The sequence below is a fragment of the Pseudooceanicola profundi genome (assembly GCF_050897955.1).
Taxonomy (GTDB): Bacteria; Pseudomonadota; Alphaproteobacteria; order Rhodobacterales; family Rhodobacteraceae; genus Pseudooceanicola.
This window is the reverse complement of sequence record NZ_JBPAXZ010000001.1, coordinates 2533972-2549510: the sequence shown is the minus strand read 5'-3', so window position 1 is coordinate 2549510 and position 15539 is coordinate 2533972. Positions and strand designations below refer to the sequence as shown.

Annotated in this window: 16 protein-coding genes; 6 read left to right on the top strand and 10 right to left on the bottom strand. The window is 54.3% G+C overall.

The window, feature by feature from the left end:
* Nucleotides 1–114: 114 nt before the first annotated feature.
* Both ACRARG_RS12905 and ACRARG_RS12900 read right to left on the bottom strand, forming a co-directional pair.
* Nucleotides 115–507 carry a Rid family detoxifying hydrolase gene (locus tag ACRARG_RS12905; protein ID WP_432690424.1) on the bottom strand — a complete coding sequence of 131 codons (393 nt, stop codon included), beginning with the start codon at nt 505–507 and terminating at the stop codon, nt 115–117.
* A gap of 24 nt (nt 508–531) precedes the next feature.
* Nucleotides 532–1188, bottom strand: a complete 657-nt coding sequence (locus tag ACRARG_RS12900; RefSeq protein ID WP_432690423.1) for a TetR/AcrR family transcriptional regulator — start codon at nt 1186–1188, stop codon at nt 532–534.
* A 185-nt stretch (nt 1189–1373) separates the two neighbouring features.
* Between ACRARG_RS12900 and ACRARG_RS12895 the strand changes: the two genes are divergently transcribed.
* Genes ACRARG_RS12895 through ACRARG_RS12870 form a run of 6 tightly spaced genes read left to right on the top strand, consistent with a single transcriptional unit; the run spans nt 1374 to nt 6439 of the window.
* Entirely contained in the window at nt 1374–2681 is a 1308-nt protein-coding gene (locus ACRARG_RS12895) for an aromatic ring-hydroxylating oxygenase subunit alpha (RefSeq protein WP_432690422.1), read from the top strand.
* Between the two features lies 1 nt (nt 2682).
* A complete protein-coding gene (locus ACRARG_RS12890) occupies nt 2683–3162 on the top strand; it encodes an aromatic-ring-hydroxylating dioxygenase subunit beta (protein WP_432690421.1) in 480 nt (159 codons plus the stop codon).
* Nucleotides 3163–3174: 12 nt separating this feature from the next.
* Nucleotides 3175–3492 carry a 2Fe-2S iron-sulfur cluster-binding protein gene (locus ACRARG_RS12885; protein WP_432690420.1) on the top strand — a complete coding sequence of 106 codons (318 nt, stop codon included), beginning with the start codon at nt 3175–3177 and terminating at the stop codon, nt 3490–3492.
* A gap of 31 nt (nt 3493–3523) precedes the next feature.
* A complete protein-coding gene (locus tag ACRARG_RS12880) occupies nt 3524–4561 on the top strand; it encodes a TRAP transporter substrate-binding protein (protein WP_432690419.1) in 1038 nt (345 codons plus the stop codon).
* Nucleotides 4551–5129 carry a TRAP transporter small permease gene (locus tag ACRARG_RS12875; protein ID WP_432690418.1) on the top strand — a complete coding sequence of 193 codons (579 nt, stop codon included), beginning with the start codon at nt 4551–4553 and terminating at the stop codon, nt 5127–5129. Before ACRARG_RS12880 ends, ACRARG_RS12875 begins: the two co-directional genes overlap by 11 nt.
* Nucleotides 5126–6439 (top strand): TRAP transporter large permease, encoded by a 1314-nt coding sequence (locus ACRARG_RS12870; protein WP_432690417.1) that lies wholly within the window; start codon nt 5126–5128, stop codon nt 6437–6439. The genes ACRARG_RS12875 and ACRARG_RS12870 overlap by 4 nt, the downstream gene beginning before the upstream one ends.
* Nucleotides 6440–6547: 108 nt before the next feature.
* On the opposite strand, the gene ACRARG_RS12865 is transcribed toward ACRARG_RS12870, so the two are convergent.
* From ACRARG_RS12865 to ACRARG_RS12830, 8 genes are all read right to left on the bottom strand, one after another.
* Entirely contained in the window at nt 6548–6913 is a 366-nt protein-coding gene (locus ACRARG_RS12865; RefSeq protein WP_432690416.1) for a hypothetical protein, read from the bottom strand.
* A 2-nt stretch (nt 6914–6915) separates the two neighbouring features.
* The gene (locus ACRARG_RS12860) at nt 6916–8001 is read right to left on the bottom strand and encodes an EscU/YscU/HrcU family type III secretion system export apparatus switch protein (RefSeq protein ID WP_432690415.1); all 1086 of its coding nucleotides are present in this window, start codon (nt 7999–8001) and stop codon (nt 6916–6918) included.
* Nucleotides 7998–8762 carry a flagellar biosynthetic protein FliR gene (locus tag ACRARG_RS12855; RefSeq protein ID WP_432690414.1) on the bottom strand — a complete coding sequence of 255 codons (765 nt, stop codon included), beginning with the start codon at nt 8760–8762 and terminating at the stop codon, nt 7998–8000. Before ACRARG_RS12855 ends, ACRARG_RS12860 begins: the two co-directional genes overlap by 4 nt.
* Nucleotides 8759–10783, bottom strand: coding sequence for a flagellar biosynthesis protein FlhA (locus ACRARG_RS12850; protein WP_432690413.1), 2025 nt, complete (start codon nt 10781–10783; stop codon nt 8759–8761). Before ACRARG_RS12850 ends, ACRARG_RS12855 begins: the two co-directional genes overlap by 4 nt.
* A gap of 90 nt (nt 10784–10873) precedes the next feature.
* Nucleotides 10874–13015 (bottom strand): hypothetical protein, encoded by a 2142-nt coding sequence (locus ACRARG_RS12845; RefSeq protein WP_432690412.1) that lies wholly within the window; start codon nt 13013–13015, stop codon nt 10874–10876.
* A 40-nt stretch (nt 13016–13055) separates the two neighbouring features.
* On the bottom strand, nt 13056–13919 hold the full coding sequence (gene motA / locus ACRARG_RS12840; protein WP_432690411.1) for a flagellar motor stator protein MotA: 864 nt from the start codon (nt 13917–13919) through the stop codon (nt 13056–13058).
* Nucleotides 13912–14562 carry a MotE family protein gene (locus tag ACRARG_RS12835; protein ID WP_432690410.1) on the bottom strand — a complete coding sequence of 217 codons (651 nt, stop codon included), beginning with the start codon at nt 14560–14562 and terminating at the stop codon, nt 13912–13914. Before ACRARG_RS12835 ends, motA begins: the two co-directional genes overlap by 8 nt.
* A 384-nt stretch (nt 14563–14946) precedes the next feature.
* Complete coding sequence (locus ACRARG_RS12830; RefSeq protein WP_432690409.1) at nt 14947–15447, bottom strand: flagellar basal body-associated FliL family protein; 501 nt, start codon at nt 15445–15447, stop codon at nt 14947–14949.
* Nucleotides 15448–15539: the final 92 nt, after the last annotated feature.

Below are 15539 nucleotides of genomic sequence, written 5' to 3'. Positions count from 1 at the left end.
CCTTCGAAGGCGCGCCGGAGTGCGGGGTTCAGTGACTGATGCAAGACGGTCAGCACAGTGCGGGGTCGGCGGGGAGGTTGCCGTTTCTGGCCGGGCAGAGGCGCAGCGCCGGAATCAAGAGCCGGAGAGCGCCACCGCCTCCATCTCGACAAGAGCGCCCAGCGGCAGCCCCCCTGGCTGATAGGTCGTGCGGGCCGGCGGCGCCTTGGGGAAATAGTCCTGATAGGCCGCGTTCATTGCCTCGAAATCCGCCAGATCGGCCAGATAGACCGTCATCTTCACCACGGCCTCCAGCCCGGTTCCGGCCTCTTCCAGCACCAGCTGCATCGTATCGAGGACCCGCCGCGTCTGCGCCTGAACATCGCCTTCGATCAGCGCGCCGGTCATCGGATCGGTCGGGATCAGACCCGCCGTAAACACCAGCCCCGCCCCTCGAACCGCATGGGAATAGGGGCCCACCGGCGCAGGTGCGCCCGGGCTGAGGATGGCCTCTCTGTCGATTGGCAAGGCGGTCTCCGATCTGGGAAAATGTCAGGTTCGATGCGGGTCGAGGGCGCGCAGGAATAGTTCGATCGCGGCCTGGGCATGGGTACGGAACTGGGTTTCTGATACTGTTTCTTCCGGCAGAAGGAAGGCACGCAGCTTTATCGGTTCCAGCACCAGAGCCTCGAACTGCTCCGCGGCGATCTGAGTATCGCCGAGCCCGGCCAGCAGACCCCGGTCCAGCAGCGATTGCAGGATTTCCGCCAGCTGCCAGCGCGATGCCTGCGGGCCGGATTTGTAAAAGATCGCTCCCAGTTCGGGGAAGCGCTTCGCCTCCGCGATGACCAGGCGGTAGAGCTCGATGAAATCGGGGTTTAGAACGGTCCGGCGATAGGCCAGCACCAGTGACTCAAGCACCTCCCGCGCCGACATATCCCGCGGCACGGCCACATCCGGCAGGGAGATCCGGTCGCAGACCGAGGTGATGATCGCCTCAAACAGCCGTTCCTTGCTGCCGAAATGGGAATAGAGCGTGGGTTTGGAAAATCCGCTGGCCTTGACGATCTCGCGCATGGAGGCGGCTTCGTAACCCTGCTCCAGAAACACCTTCTGCGCCCGGGCGAGAATTTCTGCCCGTACATCGGCGGTTCCGGGTTTGCGGGCCCTGTCTGCGGTGGCTGTGTTTTCAGGGTCTAGGTCTGTCATAGGGTCGTCTTTCGGTCAGCTTGTGCCGGAGCACGCGGGCGGCAGCCGCCAGGTATGCTGTCAGAATATACTTGACTGACCGGTAAAGCAAGCACTATCGAATCCTCATGACACGCGTAACCGACACCCCCGCCCCGTCGCCTCCCCCAGGTGCCCCCGCGCTCTCGTCCGAGGCATTACACGCCATGGTGCAGCCCGACCGCGTGCATCGCCGCGTCTATACAGACCCGGAGGTTTTCGATCTTGAGATGAAACGGATCTGGGGCCGCGCCTGGATCTTCATCGGGCATGAGTCGATGGTACCGGAGCCGGGCGATTTCATTACCACCACGCTGGGCCGCGACCCCGTGATCATGGTGCGCGACCGCCGCAGCCGGGAAATCCGGGTGCTGCTGAACCGCTGCGGCCATCGGGGCGTCAAGCTGGAGGTGCGCAGCCATGGCAATGCCCGCGGCTTCCGTTGCCTCTATCACGGCTGGTCCTACCGGACGAACGGCCAGCTTGCGGGCGTGCCCCATGCGGTGGGTTATGACGGCACCAGCTTTGATATCAAGAAGCCCTGTTATCAGCTGACCCATATCCCCCGAACCGACAGCTACCGCGGTTTCGTTTTCGCCAGCCTCGCCGCGGAGGGGCCGGGGCTGGAAGAATTTCTGGGCGATACAAAACACACGATCGACAATATGGCCGACCGCTCGCCCGAGGGGCGGGTCGAGGTGGTGGGCAAGGTCTCAAACCGCTTTGTCCAGCCTGCCAACTGGAAGAACTTCATCGAGAACCTGAACGACGCGATGCATCCGATGGTGGCCCATTCCGCCACGGGCCAGGCGACGCAAACCTTTGTCTCCACCTGCTGCAAGGAGGGCGATCCGCGCCCGCCCGAGGCCGAGGTGATCCAGCCCTTCGGCGGCTCTTACCAGTTTTTCGACGATATGGGGCAGACCGCCCTGCCCCACGGGCATAATTACATGGGCGGCCATACCAGCATCTTCAGCCATTACGACTGGCCCGAGAGCTATATCGCGGACATGACCCGCGCCTATGGCGCGGCGCGCACGAAGGAGATCCTGCAGTTCAACCGCCACAATACCACTGTCTATCCGTCGCTGGCGGTGCGCGATGCGGTGCAGTCCATCCGGGTGGTGCGTCCCGTCGCCCATAACGAGACGATCATCGAGACCTGGGTTTTCCGGCTGGCGGGTGTGCCGGACGACATGCTGGCCAAGACCCTGCTCTATTCCCGGCTGATCAATGCGCCGGGGTCGATGGTCGGGCCGGACGATCTCGATTGTTACCTGCGGATGCAGCAGGGTCTGGGGTCCGAGCGCAACGACTGGGTCGATTTCAAGCGCTTCTCCACCGCCGACCGGGTGACAGAGGGGGGAAAGGAATCCCTCGGCACTTCGGATCTGGCCTTCCGCAACCAGTATCAGGCCTGGCTGGCCTATATGACCGATGCGGAAACCCCCTCAGCAGAAGGGACGGACGCCTGACATGACCGCCCAGCTTTTTGAGGAAGAGGCGCTTAACCGCTTCATCCGCCAGGAAATCCGCTATCTCAACAAGAACCTCTTCGATCCCTGGATCGACCTCTTTACCGAAGACGGGATCTATCTGATGCCGCTCGACGAGGATCAGGCCGATCCGGCGATCTACGACATGATCATGTTCGACAATGTCTCGCTGATGAAGATCCGTCGGGAGAATTTCGGCCATCCCGACTCGCCCTCCATGGCTTATCCAATGCGGTCGATGCGGATGGTTTCGGATAGCGCAATCACAGCGGCTGATGCCGAGAGCTGCCAGACCGAAACCCCCTTCGTCGCCAGCATCTACTACCAGAAAATGACCTGGTACGCCGGCACCTACATCCATCATTTCCGCGCCGAAGGCGAGGCGCTGAAACTGACGCGCAAGCAGGTGAACCTGCTGGATATGGGGGCCCCGCAGGGCGCCATCATGACCTATCTCTGACCGGAAGAACCGATGCCCGATCTTTATGTCACCACCGCTGACGGTGCGGAACTTACCCTTTCGCCGCAGCCCGGCACCTCCCTGATGGAGGCGCTTGTCGCCCATGATGTTCCGGGGATCGAGGCGATCTGCGGCGGCACCATGGCCTGCGCCACCTGCCACATCATCCTCGACGCGGCGTCCTATGCACGGGTCGGCCCCGCGCCCGAGGCCGAGCTGGCGATGCTGGAGCTCACCGATAGTTTCGCGCCAACCTCGCGCCTCTCCTGCCAGATCACGCTGAGCGAGGATCTCGACGGGCTGCGCTTTGAGGTCGCGGCGGAGGATTGAAACCAGAAACAGGGAAACGGGGAGACATATCATGAGAAGACGCGATTTTCTGAGGACGGGCCTTGCCGCGCCGGCGATTTTCACCCTGTCCCGCCAGGCGGCCATTGCAAAGGGCACCACCCTGAGGCTGCATCACTTCCAGCCGCCAATGGCCGTGGTGACGCGCACCGTGCTGTCGCCATGGATCGAGACTGTTGCGGCGGCCACCGATGGCGATCTGACGATCCAGAAATTCGATGCCATGGCACTTGGCGGCCGCCCGCCCGAACTGATGGGGCAGGCGCAGGATGGGGTCGTCGATATCGCCATGACACTGCTCGGCTATACGCCCGGCCGTTTTCCCCGCAGCGAAGTGTTCGAACTGCCGTTCCTGATGACGGGGGTCGAGGCCACATGCCGCGCCTTCCACCAGATGGCAGAGCAGGATCTGGCCGCCAGTGAATTTGCCAATGTAAAGGTTCTGGCCGCCTTTGTGCATGGTCCCGGCGCGATCCACAGCAACCGTCCTGTGACGCGGCTGGAGGATATGGCGGGCCTCAAGCTGCGCGCGCCGACCCGTCTGGTCAACGAACTTGTAGGAGAGCTGGGCGCGACCCCGGTCGGTATGCCCCTGCCCGCCGTCCCCGAAGCGCTGTCCAAAGGCGTGGCGGACGGCACGGTTCTGTCCTGGGAAACGACTACCGCGATCCGGCTCTCGGAACTCGTCAGCCATCATACGGAATTCAGCGGCGCGGCGGCGCTCTATACCGCGGCGATTGTCATCGTAATGAACAAGGCGAAATTCGAGGCCCTGCCCGAGGCGCTCCGGCAGGCGCTCGATGCACAGTCCGGCGCGGCCCTTTCGGCGCTGGCCGGACGCGAACTGGCCGCCGCCGATGCCCCTGCCCGGCAGATCGCGCTGGATCTGGGCAACCGGATCACGACGCTCGACAGCGCCGAGGTCGCCCGCTGGCAGGCGGCGGCACAGCCCGTCACCTCTGGCTGGATCGACGAGATGGCCACCCGCGACATTGACGGGCAGGCATTGATCGACCGCGCCCGGACACTGATCGCCGAACATGCAACGTGACGCAATCAAGCCGGGCCCGGCCAAGCGCCATGCGGCGACCTTTGCCTCTGCCGCGCCTGCTCGCGGTCTCTACCGGCTGGCCGAGAGCGGCGCGAGGCGGCTGGCCATCGGCCTGGCCCTCACCGGAACCGTCATGCTGGTCCTGCTGACCCTGCTGACTGCGGCCAGCGTGTCCGGCCGTGCCCTGACCGGCCTCGGGTTTGATCAGATCGCGGGCGATTTCGAACTGGTCGAACTGGGCACCGGCTTTGCCGTCTTCTGCTTTCTGCCCTGGGCGCAGATCAGCGGCGCCCATGCCCGTGTCGATCTGTTTCGTCACCGGTTCAGCCAAACGGCCAACCGGTCGCTGGACCTTGCCGCAGAGATCGGCGCCGCGGCTTTCGCTGTCCTGATCCTCTGGCGGCTCTGGCTCGGGATGCTCGACAAGCGCAGCTATGGAGAGACCACGCTGATCCTGCAACTCCCGCTCTGGCAGGGGTATCTGGCGGCTCTCGCGGGTGCCGTGGCCATTGTTCTGGTCAGCCTCTTCTGCGTCTGGCGCAGCCTCCGCGCCCTGACCGCAGCATGAGCGATACCGCCCTCGCGATCGGCTCGTTCCCGGTGCTGCTGGCGCTGATCTTTCTGCGGCTGCCGATCGGTCTGGCCATGTTTCTGGTCGGGTTCGGAGGGGCCTGGGCAGTCACCGGCAGCCCGCTGATGCTGCTGGCCCAGTTCAAGACACTGACCTTCGGGACCTTTTCCAACTATTCCCTCTCCGTCATTCCGCTGTTCCTGCTGATGGGCCAGTTCGCAACGATCAGCGGCATGTCCGCGGCCCTCTTCTCGGCCGCGGCGGCCTGGCTGGGGCATCGGCGCGGCGGTGTTGTCATGGCGGCGATCGGTGCCTGCGCCGGGTTCGGGGCGATCTGCGGCTCCTCCCTCGCCACCGCCTCGACCATGGGTCAGGTCGCCCTGCCCCATCTCAGGCGGCAGGGCTATTCCGGTGCGCTTTCGACCGGCGCGCTGGCTGCCGGCGGCACATTGGGGATCCTGATCCCACCATCGGTAGTGCTGGTTCTCTATGCGATCCTCGCGGAACAGAATATTGCCAAGCTCTTTCTGGCAGCGGTGATCCCCGGCCTTCTGGCAACATTGGGATATATGGTCACCGTTGCGATCCTGATGCGGACGGGCCGGGAAACCGGCGCTGTCCTGCCCAGACAGACCCTGTCGCAGAGATTGCGCGCCCTGCGTCCCGTTCTACCTGTTGCGGTCATCTTCGCCCTGGTGGTCGGCGGCATCTATCTTGGCCTTTTCACCCCAACCGAAGGCGCAGCCATCGGTGCCGCGGGAACCGGCCTTGCCGCCCTGGCGCGCGGTGGCCTGGGCCGAGCCGACCTCAGACAGGCTGCCCTGAATACGGCAGGAGCCACTGGCATGATCTTTGTCATCATCCTGGGAGCCGGCGTTTTCAATACGTTTCTCGCCCTGACCCTGCTGCCGCAGAATACGGCCGCCTGGATCGCTGCCCAGGGTTTCGGTCCCTGGACGGTGCTATGCGCGATCCTCCTTCTTTACCTCGTGTTCGGCTGCGTGATGGACAGCATTTCGATGATCCTGCTGACCGTCCCGATCTTCTATCCGGTGATCATGTCGCTGGATTTCGGACTGCCCGAGGACGCGCTTGGCATATGGTTCGGCGTGCTGGTCCTGATCGTGGTCGAAGTGGGCCTGATCACGCCACCGGTGGGCATGAACCTGTATGTTATCAATGCAATGGCGGGAGATATCCCGATCCGGCAGACCTTTCGCGGCGCCCTTCATTTCGTGATTGCCGATCTGCTGCGCGTGGTCCTTCTGGTCTGCTTCCCGGCCCTGACGCTGGGCTTGATGTACTGATCCGCCGATTACACACCCAACCGCCTGGCTCGATACACGACCCAATATCTCAAATGCCGGGAGAAACGCCCGTCGCAAGGCCCACTTGGCAAGGGCATCGGACACCAGCTAACGAATGGCGCGACGCAGACGCTCCCGCTCTTCGGAAACGAGGCCCTGGCTCGCCTGATCCCGCGCGAAAGAATTGCGGACCTGATCCAGAAGGCCCTCTTTTTGCGCCAAGATCCGGAACAATGCCATCTCCGTGTCCTTTTTTCTAGCCAACAGCCAACGTCGCCATAATCGCCGTGCTTCCGCATCAGACGCAAAATTTTCTGAACCGGAAGCCGTTTTCAGGCTTTGTAGCAACTGTCCGTCAAGGTCCCGAAGGCGAGACCGTAGCTGACGCTCATCTTCCGCGAGAGCCCGAAGTTTAGACAAGTCACGCTCCAGCACAGCCGCGGTAATGAGCTGGATTTCGGTCAGTCGGTTCAAAGTCATGCCCAACCCGATCTGGCGCGCCGCCTCATGTCATCCGCGAAACGGATAGCCACCGCAACCGCGCCATAAAGCTCTGGGTCTATTTCCGCGCCAATCTCAACGGCCGCATACAGGCTTCGCGCCGTCGGCGGATCCTGATGTATGGGCACCGAGTGCTCCTCTGCAACACGGCGAATTGCCAAGGCGACCTCGTCTTTACCCTTGGCGACGCAAACGGGTGCTGCCCCTGCTTGCCGCGTCCACTTCAGTGCCACAGAAAAATGAGTTGGGTTCGTGACAACAACATCGGCGGAGCGGACATCTGACATCATCTGATTATTCGCAACAGCCAGCGCCCGCGCACGACGTTCCCCTTTCAGATGAGGATCACCTTCCGCTTCCTTTTGTTCATCGCGCAGCTCCTTGTCCGACATCCGGTTCTTCCGAAGATGGTGACTGCGCTGCCAAAGGTAATCCAAAACGCCTATGGCCAAAGATATAACCACAACGATCATGAGCATTTCCACAATGCTCCGCAGCAACATGACAGCCGCAGTGACCGCTTGTGCCTGAACGAGACCTACAAATTCAGCCAGGTTCATCCATATGTACACGAAAAGTAAAACGGAGAATATCAATAGCTTGGTGAAGCTTTTTCCAAATTCAACAAATCCCGCGACACCGAATTTATTTTTTGCGTTAGATAGCACCGAAATTCGCAACACCTTCGGAGACACCTTCGATGGCGTTACAATAAATGCACGTTGGAGTATGATAGAAATGAGGACAAATCCGGCCGGCAGGGCAAAGAATGGAATCAAAGGCATTAAAACTGCGGCAAACATTCCCGACATGCCGATCGAAGTACGGAGCTGCGGCACAGAATTATTTCCAGTCACAGCCCACGTCAGAGGATGCATCAACACCGTGCCAAAATTCTGAATACTACCTGCACCAAACGCCACGCAAGCAACAGTAAAACCAAGGAATGCCATTGCCACGGAAATGTCCTGAGATCGCGCCACTTCTCCCTTTTTACGTGCATCGTTAAGTTTTTTAGCAGTGGGTTCGTGCGGCTTGTCCTGGTTCGCTTCGTCACTCATGGTGCAAGGCCGAAAGGCGCGTACAAAGATTGCTCCATGTATACCCACCACGTTTTAAGAACGGAGGACGACGAAACCAATAACAAAGCCTGCGCCCCAAACACGATTACTGGAGCACCAACGAATGCTACCATCAACTGAGGCATTGCACGATTAATAACACCAAGGGTCAAATTGTAAATTGCTGCCAAAATCAGGAATGGAGCCGACAGAACGAAACCGAGTGAAAAACACGTACTGACACCGCCAATAAACCAGGCCACCAGATCGGATCTTCCCGGCAGATGCCCGACGGGCATTACCGAATAAGATGCCATCATGTATTCGATTGCCTTAATGTGAAATCCGTAACTGGCCGCAAACGCCAGTGCGGCAACCACCCATACCATACCCAAAGCCGGCATGGGTTCGGGCATAGAAGCACCGCCCACCTGAAAAAGGGACGTGGATTGAGCTGCAATCGAACCTGCAATCTGCAAAGCCATTAGAAATAAACGCACTCCCATACCGAGACATATACCGATAAACGTCTCAATCAATACAATCGACCACAACGTGTCCGATCCTAAAACTACAGTCCCAACCGAAGGATACAAGATTGCCGATACAGAAATCAGGACGCCGATCTTAACCCAAGCCGGTATTCTAAACTCCGGCACGCCGGGAAGCAGAAAAAGGACAGGGCCAAATCGAAGACCCGCAATAAACATATCGAATATTTCGCCGCCACCTTCCAACATTGAGAGGAGAAGAGCGGTCACGCTCCGACAATCCCGACCAACGCCGGCCGCGCGTCCAATCCGATTTCTTCGTATGCAAGCACGGGATTCGAAATCGATTTAGAACTCATAACGCCGCGAACAAATCGTCTACGTTTGCTAGAAGTCACAATCGCAGGAAAGCATCCATTTCTCTCAGCTTCGTTTACTTCTGCACCAATACGTTCGGCCAACCGATTGAACGTATCGGGAGGCAAGGCAACATCGACGCCTCCCCGTATACTATCAATCTGATAACCCGAAAAAATATCTTCCCATTCAGGAGAAAGTTGAAGCAATGGAACAGTCCCATCCTCCCGACGAAGCTCACCAACAAGTTGAAAACCAAGTCGTTGCCGCACATATTCGCAGATTACTTCGACCTGCAAAGATAGGCTGCGGGCCTCGGATATCGCTTCCAATATTAGCGGAAGGTTTCGGATCGACACTTGCTCATCGAGTAAAAGGCGCAAAACCTGATGCAAACAATCCTTCGGAACGCGGTCAGGAATCATTTCATCCAATAGGCGCCTATTCGCTTCAGCGCGTATAGGGTCGCTTAAGTTCACCATTTCGTCCAGTAGACGCCGAAGAGATTTCGCACTAAGTAGCCGAGAAAGATTTTGCTTGATCAATTCTAGAAGATGGGTTGCCAAAATTTCATTCGGAGAAACTAAAGTCACACCTGACAGAGCCGCCGCATCCTTATCCTCTTCATGTATCCACCGCGCAGCGGCACCATAAACCGGCTCCGCCACATCTTCGCCAGCAGGTACATCGTCATCTTTGCCGGAAAGAAGCACCATCACGTGGTCATGGAGCAAAACGTCACGTGCCAATACTACACCCAACATCTTTACCACATAATTACCTGACGGTAATGAGGGATCATCTGTCAGGCGAATATCTGGCAAGACCAAACCGAATTTTGTTGCAACATAAGAACGGATATTTGAAATTCGCGCATCTAAGCCCGTTCCGGGGTCCAACACCATATCAACCAGGTCCGGCGAGAATTCCAAGTGTATATCATCCAAATCCAGAACGTCCCCTAACGGCCGCACTACTTGAACTTCCTCAATCGTTTCGACCGATGACGCATTCTTTTGTATAACCTTCAATCTCAGGCAATAGAAGGCAACAATTGCTAAAACCAAACTAGCGGCCAAGAATGGCGCAACTGGCAATCCTGGGACAACGCTCATCAATGCCATGACAAAAGCAACAGTGAATAATGCCTCCGGATAATTCCTAACTTGCGCAGATATGGCGGCATCGGCGGCACCGGTATTCCCTCCGCGCGCAAGCAATAAAGCTGACGCAATCGAAATGATAACCGCGGGAACCTGCGTCACCAAACCGTCACCGACTGTCAAAATGGTGTACGTTTCGAAAGCTCTGGAAACAGGCATACCGTGAACAAAAACACCCATAAACAAGCCAACGAGAAAATTGAGACTCGTAATTAACAAACCAGCGATTGCGTCACCTTTGACAAATTTGGAAACCCCATCAAGGGACCCAAAAAACGTCGTTTCCTTTTGCTCGAGCTCCCGTCGACTTTTTGCTTCAGCGTGATCAATGGCTCCCGCGGACATGTCACTGTCGATCGCCAATTGTTTTCCAGGCATCCCGTCGAGTGCAAAACGAGCTCCTACTTCCGCCATGCGGCTCGCGCCCTTAGTTATCACCATAAAGTTCACAATTAGAAGAACAAGAAATATAACTAACCCAAGAAATACGTTTCCACCCATTACAAAATTTGCAAAACCATCGATGACATGACCGGCCGCCAAAGTTCCGGTATGACCGTCTTGAATGATGAGCTTCGTAGATGAAACATTCAGCGACAACCGAAGCATAACCGCCGCCAACAGCACTGTCGGAAAAGTTGAAAAATCTAAAGGCCTATTGACAAATAATGTTATTGTAAGCAAGAGGGTAGCCACGCCGAAACTAAAAGCCAAACCTAAGTCCAAGACCACAGGTGGCACGGGCAGTACCATCATTAAAACGACGGCCATGAGGCCCAAACTCAAAATCGAAGTCTGATGCAGAAACTTCACAACTTGCCCTAATACCCAATTCGCGACAATGTTTCAAAATTGAAATATTCAATCCACAACATCAGGAACCAATTTCGCAATTGCATCTTTTACTGCCACTATCTTCTGCAGCTCCTCATTTCCTTCAACAATCGGCTGACTTTTGCCTGCGTCATCTTCATCTCCGTCCCGTAATACCGCCAGCAAGGCCAACAAGTCGGGGTCAGCCAGCTTTTCAATGTTCAAGTCCGAAGCCATTTGGCGAAAAAATGCTAAAAAATCTTCTTTATTGATAACCTTTTCAAATTCTATTTTTGCAGCATCCACCATATCCAAACCTAAATATGAAATGACACGAACTTTCGTAGCGCTACCCGTATCCACACCCTCAAGCGCTAACAGAACATCTGAGTACTTCCGATCGCGAAGCAATTCTACTGAATGAGAAATACGCTCCGAATTGCTAGAGTAGTTTAACCCCGTTTTTGATCTAAAATCATTTGCGAGATCTTCGAATCCAAGACCGCTCAAGCGATCAAAGATGGCCATCTGATTTTCCTCGGTCAATTGAATTGCGTCATAATCACTCATAGCGTTAAACGCCATCAGGAAGCTGACACCCGAAGATAACAACATGTAATTTCCGACGAGATTCGTTATTGGCGAAAAATCAACGTCAATTCTCTTACGAGCAATTTCAAGACGTCGCCAGGCTTTATCCACATCCCCAACTCCAGCCGCGGACAGCACCCCTGCGGTGGTCAATCCATCCATATCAGAAAGATCACCGCCTTGATATATAAAGCTCTCCACCGAATTTCCGAGCTCTGGAGATATGGCTTCCGTACGGTCTGCTCTCAGCCTAATAAGCTGCGTTAAAGATTGAATCGACTTAGAAGATTGACCTAGGTACACGCTTTCAAATCGCTCCATCGCATTATCAACCCGCCCTTCAGCAAGTTCAATCTGGCCTTTCGAAAACTCCAACTCTGCGTTAACTTCATCGTCTTCGAACATTCGATAAACAATTTCGGCTGATTCAGTTGCGCCCGCGCCCAATAAATAGCTAATGAATCTTGCTGAAATTGTTCTCCTCAAATCATTGGGCAGCGAGCGGAAATGACCTAGCAATTCTCTCTCTTTTTCAATATCAATGGCACCCTGATCTAGTTTGCCCAATGCACGCCACAAGCTCGCGCCGTTTCTACAATTTCTTTGCTCGTCCAATGCCACACTATCTGAAATAACATCCCCGTTGACTATTTCGGCTATTGCCAGCAATAATCGACCTTCGCGAGAAGAATCCTGACTGTGAAGTATTATGTGTTTTGCTTCAGATCCGAGTCCAAAATACAAGTAACGCCTCGCGTATTTCAGCGCGCTTACGCTGTTTTTCGTTTCTGTCACTTCCAGAATGTTGAATTCGAAATTTCTCAATCCATCCTGGAAGCTTTGTCGTCTACTCCAGTGACTGACATCAAAAAATATCTTCCCGGCACACTTGTTCTCTGAATGCGTCTTTCCCAACTTATTAAGGTCATCTGCAGATCTTTGTATTTCAATTGGCACATTTTGCATCGTAGGCGGGTATTTCCGTGACAAATTGTCTTTTGCACTTGGATTCTCTCCGCGAGGCATTATATCTAGAAGCCCTAGATCTATGCCATTGGTTAGTTTTCGAATCAGATTATTTAGAGACTGGATGCCTAGCCGAGGTTCGAGCCCTCCATGCAGCGGATCAGTTTTCAATTTTTTGGCCTCAACAATATAATGTCGGTCCCGAGAAATCGTATCTATTGCTTCACTATTCGATCTATCTTCCAGGCCAGTTGCGGTCGGAAAATTGATCAATTTTCGCGCGACTTGCCCCTCATTTTTCGTCGAGGAATATTTATCACCAATGTCAACCACGAACACACCTGGCTCTTGAAGGCTGAACACAGGAAGACAATCACAAATATATTCGATCTTCAGAGATCTTCCTGCCTTGAAATGCTCTATTTTGTGCAGTCTATCTCTACTGATACGTTGAAATATGCTCGAAGTGTCGAAGCTATTTACATTAGGAAATTTTACCCGAACAGCTCCCTCTTCAATTGAAATTTTGTAATCATCCGCGACGGCAAGCCGAAAGGCGATTCTAGTGAATCCATCGTGGTCACCTGTCCAAATTTTCGGCTCTTGGCACACCGCTGCGCTAATGAGAATCATGAAGAATTTGAGGCTAAAGAAAATTTTGCGCGCAAATCCCTTATGCATTCTTCAAGCTTTTCAACGCTGTTTCTAAATCTGAATAGCTGGGTCGGCATAGACCAGGCGTATTTTGACGACCGACCTCAATGCAAACATTGGTCGCATGACTATGCAAGTTGGCTATTAGAACCTCACGGATGACATTGTAGAACTTGCTATCTTGTTCGACCACATTTTGTACTTTGGTAGCAAAAGGCCCTACGAGCCCATATGCTAGGAATACTCCCAAAAATGTGCCAACCAATGCTCCTCCTATCATTTTCCCCAATACCTCCGGGGGTTGATCAATAGACGCCATGGTTTTTATTACACCTAGGACGGCCGCTACAATGCCAAGAGCTGGGAGGCCGTCGGCAACCGACTGAAGCGCATGGCTCGAGTGAAGAGAGTGGTGCAATGATTGCTCCATTCGCTTGTCCATGATCTCTTCGACCTGGTGCGGATCGTCATAATTCAATGACGCGGAACGCATTGTATCGCAAATTAATCCAATGGCCTCTTTGTCGGTCAAAATCTTGGAATACTTGGTGAATATTTGGGATGATTCAGGGTTCTCGATATGCTCTTCGACTGCGACAGGATTTTGCCGGGATAACCTTATGATTTCATACAGTAGGCACAAAAGGTCTTTAAAATCTTCGCTTTTCCATTTTGGCCCCTTGAACACCTTGGACAAATCACCCAATGCATGTTTGGCTTCGCTTCCCTCGTTGGCAACTAGAAATGCACCTATTGCCGCTCCTCCAATCATCATTATCTCAAATGGCATTGCTTTTAAGATAATGCCCATTTTTCCGCCCGCTAAGACATACCCACCGAAAACCATTGCGAAAATGACAAGTATTCCAACGATGCTAATCATTTCGAGGGCCTACCCGATCTTCAGTCGCGTACTCGTTTCCGATATCACTCGCATCTTGTTTGCCTGCTCTTGCATTCCTGCCGGATACAATTGTGCTTATCGCTATCGCGATTCCGGGGGGCAATAGGTCCATAATTTCTGCCATTTTGGCCGCTTCCATGCGCCCTACAAATCCCGCAGCGAGCCTTAAATCCATCTTTTCAAAAATTGCCGCTGCTTTATCCGGCTGCATTGACCCGTATACTTTTGTCATTTTGTTCAAGTCTGTCTCTGAAGCTGAACTCGATATAGCAATGGTTTTGCGTAATCTTTCTTCTGTGGCCAGTAGTGCGTCCTGGCCTTTTTTTAAAATTTCTTGCGCCAGTTTCAGCTTTGTTTCTCTGGCGTGGACTTCGCTCTCTAATTGATTTAGTTCCGCTTGCTTTTTGGTTAACGCTTCATAGAGGGTTTCAAGTTCTTGAGGTACAATGCATTCAGCCTCACCATCTGCCGCACTTGGCTGATCACTTTGATCCTGTAGTTCCACGTTTCTCCTAATGTCATCTTCCGCAATAGCAAACATCTCGGAGCCCGTGAGTCTAATTATTGCTGAAGCGCAAAGCATCGGAATTGCGATCTTTATGATGTGTTTTGTCACCTTCAAGTCCACTCACCTTCCCGTGGAATATTCGATGCCCTTTGTCTGTGTCGAAAGGTCGTCTCATGTGATATAGGCTCGTGGTCCGCGCCCTGAAGTTCCCGATCAATATCGTGTATCGATGCAAGTATGAGTTCCATTCTTTTTGTCGTTAACTCTGCCCTATTCACGAGTGTTTCTAAATCGACCTTGCTGCTGTCCGCGACTTCCCTGGTCGATTTTAGCGTTTTTTCCAGGTCATCGACTTGCGCTGACATAAGTGCGATCGCCGGCCCGATGCCGGTCTTAAGTTCTGTTAACGACCGCATTCTCCTCATCAATATTGTGCAAAATATGGCAGTTGCCAGTGCGCCTAGCGCAAGTAGAATATCCGCCACTGTTTCCATGGCCCTACACCAATACAAATTCTGTAATTAAAATGTTAAGTATTTTGTCCGGACCTGCTACTAACGCTAATCGGTGCTTCAAGTGGCCTCTCAGTTCTATTAGTACCGTTGGTCGCTCAATTTGGTCGACTCCGACCGACCTTAGGAATACGTTTAACACGTCCGTGAATTGTGGTATTAGGCTTTCGATTTCTTTTTCGGTGCCGGCCTTTACCTCTATTTGCGCGCCAAATTTGAGTTGACTTCTACGAGGTCCGGCTCCAATCGATACGATTAATTGCGGCAGGGCTACATATGATGTCCTGATCTCGCCGACTGTGGTTGGCTGGTTGGTCCCATCCGCTTGTATGTCGACTTCCGGATCTTCCTTTCCGCCTAATATTAGATTGAAATTCGTAGCGTAAAATGCCGAATTTCCTGTGATCGTTGCGGCGATGAAAGCGATCAACATGCTTTTGCCGCCTGCTGATTTGGCTGCCGATCTCTCCTGGTCCTCGCTCGACATCTTCGGTACCGTTTTTTGCTCCGTTTATTCGATTTGGTGTGGTTTTACCGCAATCAGCCTAACCAAATGTTAAGCCTGTCCAGTTATTTCCT

Bases quoted from the DNA above. Each gene is read 5' to 3' on its own strand.
- ACRARG_RS12900 (WP_432690423.1), bottom strand. From the start codon at position 1,188: ATGACAGACCTAGACCCTGAAAACACAGCCACCGCAGACAGGGCCCGC.
- ACRARG_RS12895 (WP_432690422.1), top strand. From the start codon at position 1,374: ATGGTGCAGCCCGACCGCGTGCATCGCCGCGTCTATACAGACCCGGAG.
- ACRARG_RS12890 (WP_432690421.1), top strand. From the start codon at position 2,683: ATGACCGCCCAGCTTTTTGAGGAAGAGGCGCTTAACCGCTTCATCCGC.
- ACRARG_RS12885 (WP_432690420.1), top strand. From the start codon at position 3,175: ATGCCCGATCTTTATGTCACCACCGCTGACGGTGCGGAACTTACCCTT.
- ACRARG_RS12880 (WP_432690419.1), top strand. From the start codon at position 3,524: ATGAGAAGACGCGATTTTCTGAGGACGGGCCTTGCCGCGCCGGCGATT.
- ACRARG_RS12875 (WP_432690418.1), top strand. From the start codon at position 4,551: ATGCAACGTGACGCAATCAAGCCGGGCCCGGCCAAGCGCCATGCGGCG.
- ACRARG_RS12870 (WP_432690417.1), top strand. From the start codon at position 5,126: ATGAGCGATACCGCCCTCGCGATCGGCTCGTTCCCGGTGCTGCTGGCG.
- ACRARG_RS12860 (WP_432690415.1), bottom strand. From the start codon at position 8,001: ATGAGTGACGAAGCGAACCAGGACAAGCCGCACGAACCCACTGCTAAA.
- ACRARG_RS12850 (WP_432690413.1), bottom strand. From the start codon at position 10,783: ATGGCCGTCGTTTTAATGATGGTACTGCCCGTGCCACCTGTGGTCTTG.
- ACRARG_RS12845 (WP_432690412.1), bottom strand. From the start codon at position 13,015: ATGATTCTCATTAGCGCAGCGGTGTGCCAAGAGCCGAAAATTTGGACA.
- motA (WP_432690411.1), bottom strand. From the start codon at position 13,919: ATGATTAGCATCGTTGGAATACTTGTCATTTTCGCAATGGTTTTCGGT.
- ACRARG_RS12830 (WP_432690409.1), bottom strand. From the start codon at position 15,447: ATGTCGAGCGAGGACCAGGAGAGATCGGCAGCCAAATCAGCAGGCGGC.